Genomic DNA, 12,141 nt, shown 5'->3' on the forward strand with positions numbered 1-12,141 from the left:
TTATTTCATGATCACCTCACATGTATTTTGCAGCTCAGTTTCATTTGTAGACTGGCTGCAAAATCATTTACTACCCTGCCCTTTTAAAACTATTACAGGATTTGACTGTCCCGGATGTGGCTTCCAGAGATCTTTGGTAGCATTAATCACGGGAGACTTTTTTAAAAGCTTACTTCTCTACCCCCCAGGCATCTCTATCATCATTTCATTCCTGTCTGGACTGTTCTTCTACAATTTCCCAAAGAACCGGAAATATTTCCTGTTTAAACCTATAGTAATTATCACAGGAAATATAATCATGTTCTCCTACATCTACAAAATGCTCTTTGCTTAGTGATCGATTGAGGTCAGGTGTTTATAATCCTTCAATACTGCTTCGAGAAACTGCAGTTCATTCATGCCGGCAGGTACCTGCACTGCGATATGTGATTTGATTTTTGCCGCCAGAGCATAAATCAGTTCAGTATTGTTGGTTTGATAATAACCAACCAAAACTTCATGGATCAGTTCCGCATCACGATCAGTCAGGTGTAATACTTCTTTAAATTGCGGTTCATATGTTTCCGGTAACAAAAAGCTAAATGCCACGTTTTCGTACTGGGTGCGGGGTGTAGTTTTAATCAAAGTAGTTTTGGCCAGCATATCTCCCAACCGTTGATGGTTTTTACTTACCGCCACTGCTACCAGCGCCACGACACCCCATCCAAATGGAAAACCAAAATCTATTGCCCTGAACAACCAGCGCATTAAATACTGACTAAAGGTAGGCTGGGTACCATCGATACTAATTACCTTTATTTTCATTGCCCGTTTACCAACGGTTTGTCCATTCATCACCATCTCACAAACCAGGTCATAAAAAACAAAAATAGCCATATATACGAAAAATAAAGTCATGGCAGCATAACCCGACATGCCCATCTGTGCTATAAGCATTAAAACCACAAAAATTATGGCCAATGCTAAAAATATGCCAATATCAATGCACCTCGCGGCAATCCGTTCCCCTAAACCTGCGATTTCATAATCAATATCTATATTCTGAGAGGTGTTAATCCTGATACTATCCATATACCAAACATAATTTTTTTTAAGGAGATCTCCATAGCCCCTGCACAATTTATTGACCGACTTTTTACCCGGCATTTTTTTTATCCCTGAAAATTTAGCTATTTTAACCCAAGATTTGGTAACGCCATTACATGAGAGAAGCTTTATTTGTTAAACAAAATTCAGACAAGTGGCAGCAATATGAGAATATGCGCCAGGCTAATCCCGATGAAATCGCTAATCAATTCATTGAAATTACCAATGACCTGGCTTACGCCAGAACTTTTTATCCCAATTCAAAAACTACAGCCTACCTGAATGGACTGGCTTCAAAGCTCCATCAATCGGTTTATAAAAATAAAAAAGAAAGTACAAGCCGCTTTATTACTTTCTGGAAAACAGAACTGCCACTACTTTTCTTTGTTCACCGAAAGCAAATCTTCTATGCCCTGGCCTTTTTTCTGGTGGCATGCGCAATAGGTACGTTATCCGCAAAATACGACGACACTTTTGTGCGACTGATTATGGGAGATGAATACGTAAATATGACCAATGAAAACATTGCAAAAGGTGATCCATTCGGCGTATATAAACATCAGAATGAATTTTTAATGTTTGTTCAAATTGGCTCAAACAATATTTTCGTAGCCCTTTATACTTTCGTTTTGGGTATTATTTTTTCCTTTGGTACCATTGTTTCATTATTCAGGAATGGCATCATGCTGGGCTCATTTCAATACTTCTTTTTCAGTAAAGGCCTCGGTATTGAGTCGGTGCTCGTCATCTGGATTCACGGAACACTCGAAATTTCAGCTATCGTATTAGCGGGAGCCGCTGGCCTGGTTTTAGGTAATAGCTTTTTGTTCCCCAAAACTTACACGCGGAAGGTATCCGTTTTAAAAGGTGCAAAAGACGGACTTAAAATGGTCATCGGTCTGGTGCCCATCTTTATCGTTGCCGCAATTTTCGAAAGCTTTGTTACCCGCCATACTGAAATGCCATGGATCTTAAGTTCGCTGATTCTCGTAACATCCGCAGCATTTATGGTTTGGTATGTAATTATCTATCCGCTCAAATTATCTAAAAAAACGACTGTTAATTAATATGCTAACACCACTTGAATTTAAAAAAAGAAGAGATTTCGGACAGGTCATTAATGATACGTTTACCTTCCTGCGTCAAAACTTTAAGCCGCTCATCAAAATTTATTTCATCTTTTGTGGCCTTTTTGTGCTGGCTAGTATGGCAACAATGCTGTTGCAACAATACAAAATGGTTAATGTGATAAACAATGTCAGTTTGGAAAATACCCGTGCTTTTAGTTTTGGGTCGATGTACGGAGTGGAATATTTCTTATCCATCTTCTTCAGCATCATTTCATACACCAGCATGACTGTAGCTGTTCATTCGTATATCGCTATCTACGTGCAAAAAGAAAATACGACTCCTACAACTGATGAAGTGTGGGGATACTTTAAATATTATTTCTTCAGGGTTTTCTGGAGTTCTATCGCACTGTCGCTTTTGTTGGGAGTAGGAATGTTATTTTGTCTCGTTCCTTTTTTCTGGCTCTTCCCTTACGTCTGCATGGTTTATCCGATTATGATTATTGAAAACGGCAAATTAAGCTATGCTTTTAACCGAAGCTTTGCACTGGTGAAGGATAACTTCTGGGTAACCTTCGGTACAATTGTGGTTGTTTGGATTATTGTGTATGCCTGCATGAGTATGGTTGTATTACCTACAAGTTTATTCAACATGGTTGGAATGTTCTCACACAAGTCTCCACAAATGTCATTAACACTTACCATGATTACTACAGTGCTCCAGTCATTATGCCAGGTATTTTTTATTGTTCCTATCATTACCATAACCTTGTCCTATTTCAGTTTGGTGGAACAAAAAGAGAGCCTCGGCTTAATGGAACGTATTACGCAATTCGGAAATACTGAACAAACAACCGATCACAGACCAGAAGAATATTAATATGTTGCGATTTCTTGCCGGGTTTCTGTTTGTCCTTGCGCTCTACTTTCACCCTGCCCATGTTCATGCAAAAGCTGTAAAGCCCCTAAAAGCCGATACCATCTTAAGGAAAGACAGCAGCAATATTGCACCGGCAGAGTTTAACAGGGAAGCGATAAGAGACTATCAGGATCAGAAAGAATTTCAATACGACGATAATCAAGCACAACAACTGTCATGGTGGGACAAATTCTGGATGTTGGTATGGGGACTAATCGCCAGACTATTCTATGGTGCCGCATCTAACTATGTTTTGAAGTATTTCTTTATCGGTGCCGGAGTAGCCATTATCATTTACATTGTCATCAGAATGGTGGGTGCAGAAAATATTTTTAGCAGGCGATCACCGGAAACGATATTACCCTACGATGTAATTACTGAAAATATACATGACATAGATTATGATCAGGAGCTTAATCGCCTGATCAGTGAAGGCAAGTATCGCCTTGCAGTAAGGATGCTCTATCTTCAGTCATTAAAAAAACTGAGCGATGCTCAAATCATTCAATGGCAGCCTGATAAAACCAATTACAACTACCTGACGGAAATCAGCGAACCTGCATTGCGAAACAACTTCAGTCGTTTAACCATTAAGTTTGATTACATCTGGTATGGCGATTTCCCTATAGACAGTCATAATTTCCAACCAATCAACCAATTGTTTAATGAGTTTAAAACCCAGATTAAATGAAAGGTTATAAAATCATTTTTGCTGTTGGCGTGCTGATCATCCTGACTTATCTGGTTGCGCTCTATAACAAACCTACACCAACCAACTGGGCGCCAACCTACCTAGGCAATGACAAAATTCCTTATGGTACCTTTATCCTGCATAACAGGATTAAAGATATTGCACCAAAGGTAATTGTGCAACAATCAAAATTAGCTGTTTACAATACCCTCAAAAATGCAAAAGTTACCGGCTGTACCTATTTCATAGTTGCACAGAAAGCAGAAATCAGTACAACTGACTTTGGAGAGATGAAGAAATTTATGAGTGCTGGTAATTCAATCTTCATTGCAAGCTATTCTTTTGGTAAAATGGCCATTGAACTCAAACTGAAAACAAAGTTAGGTTTGGCACAGGAGGGGAGGATACTCAACTTCACTAATCAAAATCTAAAAACCGAATCGAGTTACGGATTTAAACGGGGAATCGGTAGCCAGTATTTTAGTACAATAGATAAATCCAGGGCAATTGTATTAGGGGTAAATGGTTTGCAACAGCCCAACTTTGTTAAATATGAATTTGGTAAAGGTGCACTTTATTTGGTAGCCGAGCCTGGCTTTTATACCAATTTTACTTTACTTGATAAATATGGTGCCGAATATGCTGCAAAAACACTTAGTTATATTCAAAAAAGTAACCTGATTATTTTTGATGAATACTTTGCAGAAAAAAAGAATGAAACCACTGATGTACTTCGGGTTCTCTTTGAACACCCTGAACTAACCTGGGCTTATTACCTCGCCATTTTTAGCTTAATCCTATTTGTTTTATATGACATGAAGCGCAGGCAACGAATAATTCCCTTAGCTGATCCCTACAAAAACTCGTCCGTTGAATTTGTCAATGTAGTGGGAAGTGTCTATTATCACGGAAGAAATAACCTGGATATAGCCTTGAAGAAAATCAGTTATTTTCTGGAATACCTCCGCAGCAGATACCACCTCAAAACCAATGATATGGAAAGCGGCTTTGCAGAAATTTTAAAAGAAAAAACCGGAATAAATGAAGTATCAGCAAAAACCTTGACCAGGCATTTCATTCAAATTCCAAAAATGAGCAATTTGAGCGATTATGAGCTCATCGCTTTAAATGATAGTATTGAACAATTTTATAAAACTACAACTAGAAATGGAGCAGGAACAATTTAACCAACGTACAGATCTGACCACTTTAAACGAGGCAGTTAATCAGATCAGAAACGTACTTGGCGATATTATTATTGGACAAAAACAGGTTATAGACTTCTTGATTGTTGGCCTGCTCGCTGATGGACACCTGCTCATTGAAGGTGTTCCCGGAGTTGCAAAAACGCTGAGTGCCAAATTACTGGCCAAATCAATTGATGCACAGTTTTCGAGGGTACAGTTTACGCCGGATTTAATGCCTTCAGATGTACTCGGAACACCAATCTTTAACACCAAAACCGGCGACTTTGAATTTAGAAAAGGTCCGATATTTGGCAATATTATCCTGGTGGATGAGATCAACCGTGCACCTGCAAAAACACAATCTGCTTTATTTGAGGTAATGGAAGAGCGTCAGGTAACTATTGATGGCGTTACTTATACAATGGACGAACCTTTTATGGTATTGGCCACCCAAAACCCGATTGAACAAGAAGGTACCTATCGCCTGCCTGAAGCCCAACTGGATCGTTTCTTACTCAAAATTGAGGTAAAATATCCATCCCTGGAAGAAGAAACCGCAATATTAGCTGCTCAGCATCATCTGGTGAACAAAACCTTGTCCAGTGAAGTAAAACCGGTCTTATCTGTTGATCAGATCATGGCTGCAAGAGCTATTGTAAGGAACCTATACGTGGAGCCTAAATTGTTGGAATTTATAGCGAAAATCGTGAGTGAGACACGCCATAATCCTGCACTGTACCTTGGTGCATCTCCACGGGCCTCACTGGCAATTGTGCACAGTGCAAAAGCCCTTGCAGCGATTCAAGGACGCGATTTCGTAACACCCGATGATATTATTGCGGTAGCAAATCCTGTGTTAACCCACCGTATACTACTCTCACCAGAAAAAGAAATGGAAGGCCTCACTACAAATGATATTATTAACCAGATCATCAGACAAATCGAGATTCCCAGATAAGAATTCTTACCTAACTTAACAGCTGACATTGAAAAAGATCTTTGAACAATATTATACCAATCTGTTTCTTAACGACCGAATATTTATGGTATTAGGAGCCTGTGTTGTCCTTTTTTTGTTAAAATTCTTTTTCCATTGGTTGGGCTACATTCCTCACATAACCATAGGAGCGGTATGTGTACTTTTTTTTACTGATGTGTTTATTTTATACCGCCACCATGGAATTGAAGCTAAACGTGTTACACCGAAGCGTTTAAGTAATGGGGATGAAAATCCGATTCAAATAGAAATAAAGAACCGTTACGGATTCGGAGTCCGGGCGCGTGTAATCGATGAAATTCCTTTTCAGTTTCAGGTTAGGGATAAAGACTTTAAATTTGATTTAAAATCTGCAGAGGCTAAATCCATTCATTATAACCTAAGGCCCACCAAACGGGGAGAATACGATTTTGGCTTTATCAGGGCTTACATCAGTTCACCATTGGGTTTAGTGTGCAGGAGATTTAATTTCGATGGTGCAGTCATAATTCCTGTTTACCCTTCCTTCATTCATTTGGGTCAATATGAATTGATGGCGGTTTCCAATCAGCTTACCGATCTCGGAATAAAAAAAATCAGAAAAATTGGCCAGAGCCGTGAATTTGACCAGATTAAAAATTATGTTGGCGGAGATGACATCCGTACCCTGAACTGGAAAGCCACCGCCCGCAAGGGAAGTCTGATGGTGAATACCTACACCGATGAGCGGTCTCAGAATATTTATTGTCTGATTGATAAATCCAGAGTAATGCGAATGCCTTTTGAAGGATTAAGTTTACTTGATTATGCCATCAATGCCAGCGTTGCGCTTGCAAAAGTAGCCATGCTCAAAGAAGATAAAGCCGGTTTGATTACCATTTCCGAACGTATTGGATCAGTTGTACAGGCCGACAGAAGAGCTGCTCAGCTCGGCAACATGATGAATGTATTATATAAGGAAAAAACAAGGTACCTGGAAAGCAACCTCGAAGCCCTTTATAGTTGCGTGCGGACTGTTGTGAAGCAGCGTGGGCTATTGATCTTTTTCACCAACTTTGAAAGTTTATCTGCCCTCCAACGGCAAATGCCTTATCTAAGAAGGCTTGCTAAATGGCATCTTCTGCTTGTGGTCTTTTTTGAAAACACCGAATTGAAATCGCTAAGCACCGAACCAGCTAAAGATATTGAAGGCATTTACCACAAAACAATTGCCGAAAAGTTCATTTATGAAAAGAAACTGATGGTTAAAGAGCTAAATAAAAATGGAATATTATCCGTTTTAACTGCTCCTCAAAACCTAACCATTAGTGTCGTAAATCAGTACCTGGCCATCAAAGCACAGAACAGAATTTAGCACCAACCCTAAACCGCCCGACACTATTCCTCTTCCCGAAAATAAACTTTATAAAAGTTCATCGACTTATCATCGTCATAACCTTTTTCAATCATATCCTTATTCCCATGGATATAAATATGAAAGTTTTTATCAAGCTTTAGCACACTCTTATAAGCACGCGCCTGCTTCTTCACTGCCGATTCGGCAATTTCGAAATGATCAGCAATAGGGCTCTCATACTCCTCTTCGTAGTTTTTCTTGTAGTTTTTGAAAGATTCAATGCCCTCTGCATTGCCGATAACCTCCGTACCGAACTCCTCAATATCAAAGGTTTCCTTTTCTTTAAAGTATTTCATAGAGCGGTTAAGCAAATCAATCTTATCCGCTTTGCTGATCTCGTAATCATCATCTAACTTCTGCGTAACGAAATTTTTGTAAACACCAAGTACGTTATTGGTCTGGTTATAACTGTCGTTTCTGATTTTCAATTTCAGGAACTCATCTTTCCAGTAAACAGCCGATTCATTGTTGCTTTTCGATTGATCTAACACCACAACCTTATACCCTTCTTCCTGCTCCACGTTAAAGATCAAACATCCCTTATCTAGCTTATTTATACTAATTGCCTCCTGTTCATAACTCATATTGAAACCATCTAATTCAGGATAAACCTTTAGATAAGTATCTTTGGTTTCCGATTTAAAAATCCCCACTACATCCAGCTGCTCACCTTCAATCTGTACCTTTTCGAAATAGGTAACATATAGCTCGCCCGATTTTATTTTAGGATGATTAGCTACATCATACAGGTACTTGGCCAACTGCTGTGAATTCTCGTGGAATAGCGTATTATTCTCAAAAATTTCATGGGCAAAATGATAAACCTCATTCAAATTGAGATTGTCATTCGGATGATAAAAGCGATAGACTTCATTTACTTTTTCAAAGGGCTTTAAAAAATACTGCATCAGTAAGTTACCCAATACCTCATCATCAATTTTCAATGGCGCATCAGATAGTTTATAATATTCTTCTACCAGTTTATTTCCCGTATGGTGGATAGATAATTGCTTTAATGAAGCTTCGAAAAATGAAATCATGCCGCAAAAGTAATCAAATATTAAAATAACCTGGCCGTCAAAAGCTGTTCAGTGAAAGGATATGAAAAAATACGTTTGTAATTTTTTTGATTGGACTTGCAACGGAAAACTCCACAAGCTATCTTTACCTAAAGATTTAGTTAATTATAATATGCAACATTTCCTTAAATGATGTGTCTGTAAAACAGATGGCAATTATCCATCACATATTTTGTAACGTTCATCACATTTTTAAGCACAACACCTCAAACAGTTCTATTTTTAGATCTCTAATCATAACTATACATGAAGAAACAATTACTTTTAATTGCATTTTGCCTTGTGTCATTACATCTTTTCGGACAAAAAAATGGTAGTATAACAGGTATTTTGGCTGATAGTGCCAATCATAAAAATACCCTGAACTATGCAACCATCTCGGTTTACAAAACTGGTGATAGTGTTTTAACCACTTACAAACTTTCTGATGAAAAGGGGCTTTTCAGAATCAATAACCTGCAAACCGGGATCAGATACAGATTAGTGGTGAATGCATGGCAGTATGGAATTTACAGGAAAGAAGTAGAACTTACTGCGCAAAACCCCACATTAAATCTTGGAACATTATACCTTTCCAGCAGAGCAAATGACCTGAATGAGGTGACTATAACAGCTGAGCGCCCTCCAGTAATTGTACGTAAGGATACCATTGAATTTAATGCCGAATCATTCAAAACGCTGCCGTCTGCAGTAGTGGAAGACTTGTTAAAAAAGCTTCCGGGAGTGCAGATTGCTGAAGATGGTTCGATAACGGTAAATGGCAAAACGGTAAGCAAAATCCTGGTTGATGGTAAGGAGTTTTTTGGTGGTGATCAGCAGATTGCAACAAAAAATCTACCTGCAAATATTATTGATAAAGTGCAGGTTGTAGATGATAAACAGGCAAAGAGAAGAAATCCAGACCTTGTAGCTGCAGAAATTCCGCAGGTAATTAATTTAAAACTAAAAAGAGCCATCAAGCAAGGTGCATTTGGTAAATTGTATGCAGGGGGCGGCTTAAGGGAACTCTATCAGGCAGGTGGATTAATGAACTTTTTTAGAGATACCACCCAGGTGAGCATTCTTGGCTATGGGAACAACATCAACCAGCCCGGCTTCAACCCTAATGATGTTCAGCGCCTTGGCGGTTTTAACCGAAGTGGCGTAAATTCAATGATGATGAATTCAGGAGGTTATTTTGAATTTAATGGTATAGGTTTTGGAGGTGCAACCAGTGGCGTCCAAACGTCATCTGGTGCTGGCTTTAACCTCAATACGCTCACCAAAAAAGGAATTAAGTTAAATACGCAATATTTCTTCGGTAAATCTGACAATTTACTGGAACGCTTATCCAATACCAATCAAACACTGGGTACCGACAGGTTGATCACTAACACCGATGAAAACACCAGCTCGATTACTTTAAAGCATAATATCGCCGGAAAACTAGACTGGCAGATCGATTCACTTACACAAATCACCATTGAGCCTTTTGTGGTTTTGAATTCTAATAATTCGGTAAGCAGAACGCTTTCCAGAAATACAAACGCTTCTGGTAACCTCATCAATTCACTCAGTAATTTAAACGACCGCAATAATGCCACCAATAAATATCAACTTATTGGCGATCTCAGCAAGGATTTTAAAAAGGCCGGACGCTCATTTAGTGTCGGGTTTGATGTGTCTTCAACCCCTAATCCCAACATAAATTTTAACCGGAGCACCCGCATTAACTACCTAACCCCCTCTACTACAGAAACAGATCAATTGAGGAATAACCAAATTGATAACTTCAGGTCGTATCTCTATGCCAATTATTCCGAACCCATTAGTAAGAAGTTAAGTCTTAAAGTTGATGTAAACGGAAATGTGATCAATAATGAAAATGCACTAAACACATTTTACCGTAATCCTGCAAATCAGTTGTATGATGTGGTAGTTCCAAGTTTAACTCAAACTGTTAAACAATTCGGCGTCAAAACCAATGCAAACCTGAGTTTAAACTATAAAATTACAAAGAATCTGAATATTCAACCCGGATTAATCTACAACTATATTGGCTTAAACAACCGTTTTACTAACAGGGAGGATATTGACCAACGGTATAATTTTATGTGGCCAACCTTTCAATTACGCTATAAAATATTCAGGCTAAGTTATTCCGCACGTTTCGCAGAGCCAGATGTAAATTACCTTCAGCCCGTGGCAGATAATACCAATGCGCTCTATATCCGGAATGGAAATCCTAATCTGTTACCTGCGCGTACACAGACCTTTAATTTAAACATGTATAAGTACGATCCTAAAAGCCAGATCAATTACAACTTATATGGATATGGAAACTTTACTAAAAACGGTATCATTAATACCGTAAATATCAGTAATGGTGTACAAACGGTCAATCCTATAAACTCAAGTGGAATTTACAGCTTTAGTGGAGGCGGTAATATCTCTAAGGACTTTAAAAAGGATAAAACAAGCCTTAAGGTTGGCGCAGGTTTATGGATGAACTTCAACCATTCGCCCGTAATCATTAATGATATCCGCAGCGATGCCGATGTATTTAACATTGGTCCTAACGCCAGTGCACGTTTGAATTTAAATGATGTTATAGAAATCAGCCAGTCTTACTCCATAAACCTGAACCGCAGTAAGTATCAGGATAGCTATTACACCAACTTAAGCAACAATACCCACCAAAGTACATCTGAACTGATTGTCCGCTATCCGAAAAAACTCGTTTTTGAAACCAGTTATGGGATGACCATCAATAGTCAGAGCATCAATGGTTATAACAATAACATTAAATTATGGAATGCAGCACTTACCTATTTATTGATGAAAAATGACCGTTTACAACTTAAGCTGTCGGTTAATGATATCCTACAAAGTAATGTGAGAAGGAGTATTCAAATCACAGGTAACAGTATCGTGGATAGTCAAAGTAATAATCTTGGAAGGTATGGAATGTTTACTGTAACCTATAATATTCAAAACTTCGGACAGAAAGTAGGTGGCAGATCCACATTTTTTAGTTTTTAAGGGGCATTGTGCAAAGTCAGTCTCATCAGATACTGATCTTCCCCGTCATCAAAAATCGTTTCGCAATTCCAGCCGGTTTCGTTCGCGACATTTTTAATGGTGTCTTCATCCATGTATACCCAGTTGAACCAGTTTCCTTTTTCACCCTTGTATTCATATTGATAAGAAACCTCACCATAATAATGATTCTGGGGTTTCGGCAAATCCTCATATAAATAGGAGATATCCGATGAATCAAATAATATCTGGCCTTCGGGGTTGATAAGATCTTTTAATTTAATCAGAAAATCTTTAAACCCTGCTAAAGTACCTGTTAATCCAATCCCATTCATCAGCATTAAAATGGTGTCGAACTTCTCTTTATATGTAAAAATGTCCTGGAGCACCGCTTTTTTAACCCCCCGGTCTTTCATAATATTTACCGCAGCATCCGAGACGTCGATAGCAGTAACATCAATATTGAAAGCTTGTAAAAGTAAGGCATGACTACCAACCCCCGCTCCAACATCCAATACTTTGCCATGGCACATCTGTAATGCCTGAAGTTCTAAAACCGGCATGTCCTCATCATCCCTAAAAAAGAATTCTAAAGGCATTTCCTCAGGTTCACCATAAGAATTGTGCAACCAGAGTATCTCGGCTTCGCCGGTTTTGTAAATATCATTCAGCGCTTTACCAAAAATATCCATAGCACAAAGATAGAAAACGGGCTTGTA

11 protein-coding genes are annotated in these 12,141 nt (G+C 38.6%); 8 read left to right on the plus strand and 3 right to left on the minus strand.

The annotated features are described in order from the left end of the window. Nucleotides 1–7: 7 nt before the first annotated feature. Nucleotides 8–334: a DUF2752 domain-containing protein gene (locus R2Q80_RS21910; RefSeq protein WP_410478729.1), complete on the plus strand. Its 327-nt coding sequence runs from the start codon at nucleotides 8–10 to the stop codon at nucleotides 332–334. Here the strand turns inward: R2Q80_RS21910 and R2Q80_RS06855 are convergent. Then, complete coding sequence (locus tag R2Q80_RS06855) at nucleotides 331–1,071, minus strand: RDD family protein (protein ID WP_316798886.1); 741 nt, start codon at nucleotides 1,069–1,071, stop codon at nucleotides 331–333. The two genes, R2Q80_RS21910 and R2Q80_RS06855, sit on opposite strands and share 4 nt — an antisense overlap. Before the next feature lie 131 nt (nucleotides 1,072–1,202). Here R2Q80_RS06855 and R2Q80_RS06860 point away from each other — a divergent pair, with 131 nt between their 5' ends. The 6 genes from R2Q80_RS06860 to R2Q80_RS06885 are packed head-to-tail and all read left to right on the plus strand — an operon-like array spanning nucleotide 1,203 to nucleotide 7,283. Continuing rightward, a complete protein-coding gene (locus R2Q80_RS06860) occupies nucleotides 1,203–2,153 on the plus strand; it encodes a stage II sporulation protein M (protein WP_316798887.1) in 951 nt (316 codons plus the stop codon). Between the two features lies 1 nt (nucleotide 2,154). Next, on the plus strand, nucleotides 2,155–3,036 hold the full coding sequence (locus R2Q80_RS06865) for a hypothetical protein (protein ID WP_316798888.1): 882 nt from the start codon (nucleotides 2,155–2,157) through the stop codon (nucleotides 3,034–3,036). A gap of 1 nt (nucleotide 3,037) precedes the next feature. After that, the gene (locus R2Q80_RS06870; protein WP_316798889.1) at nucleotides 3,038–3,766 is read left to right on the plus strand and encodes a DUF4129 domain-containing protein; all 729 of its coding nucleotides are present in this window, start codon (nucleotides 3,038–3,040) and stop codon (nucleotides 3,764–3,766) included. After that, a complete protein-coding gene (locus R2Q80_RS06875; protein WP_316798890.1) occupies nucleotides 3,763–4,953 on the plus strand; it encodes a DUF4350 domain-containing protein in 1,191 nt (396 codons plus the stop codon). The genes R2Q80_RS06870 and R2Q80_RS06875 overlap by 4 nt, the downstream gene beginning before the upstream one ends. Continuing rightward, nucleotides 4,934–5,911 carry a MoxR family ATPase gene (locus tag R2Q80_RS06880; protein ID WP_316798891.1) on the plus strand — a complete coding sequence of 326 codons (978 nt, stop codon included), beginning with the start codon at nucleotides 4,934–4,936 and terminating at the stop codon, nucleotides 5,909–5,911. Before R2Q80_RS06875 ends, R2Q80_RS06880 begins: the two co-directional genes overlap by 20 nt. Nucleotides 5,912–5,939: 28 nt before the next feature. Next, nucleotides 5,940–7,283 carry a DUF58 domain-containing protein gene (locus R2Q80_RS06885; RefSeq protein WP_316798892.1) on the plus strand — a complete coding sequence of 448 codons (1,344 nt, stop codon included), beginning with the start codon at nucleotides 5,940–5,942 and terminating at the stop codon, nucleotides 7,281–7,283. 23 nt (nucleotides 7,284–7,306) lie between these two features. Here R2Q80_RS06885 and R2Q80_RS06890 read toward each other — a convergent pair whose 3' ends face one another. Continuing rightward, complete coding sequence (locus tag R2Q80_RS06890) at nucleotides 7,307–8,365, minus strand: nucleoid-associated protein (RefSeq protein WP_316798893.1); 1,059 nt, start codon at nucleotides 8,363–8,365, stop codon at nucleotides 7,307–7,309. A 285-nt stretch (nucleotides 8,366–8,650) separates the two neighbouring features. Here R2Q80_RS06890 and R2Q80_RS06895 point away from each other — a divergent pair, with 285 nt between their 5' ends. Beyond that, entirely contained in the window at nucleotides 8,651–11,425 is a 2,775-nt protein-coding gene (locus R2Q80_RS06895) for an outer membrane beta-barrel protein (RefSeq protein WP_316798894.1), read from the plus strand. On the opposite strand, the gene R2Q80_RS06900 is transcribed toward R2Q80_RS06895, so the two are convergent. After that, complete coding sequence (locus R2Q80_RS06900; RefSeq protein WP_316798895.1) at nucleotides 11,422–12,114, minus strand: class I SAM-dependent methyltransferase; 693 nt, start codon at nucleotides 12,112–12,114, stop codon at nucleotides 11,422–11,424. The two genes, R2Q80_RS06895 and R2Q80_RS06900, sit on opposite strands and share 4 nt — an antisense overlap. Nucleotides 12,115–12,141 lie beyond the last annotated feature (27 nt).

It is taken from the genome of Pedobacter frigidisoli (genome assembly GCF_032678525.1).
Lineage (GTDB): Bacteria > Bacteroidota > Bacteroidia > Sphingobacteriales > Sphingobacteriaceae > Pedobacter > Pedobacter frigidisoli_A.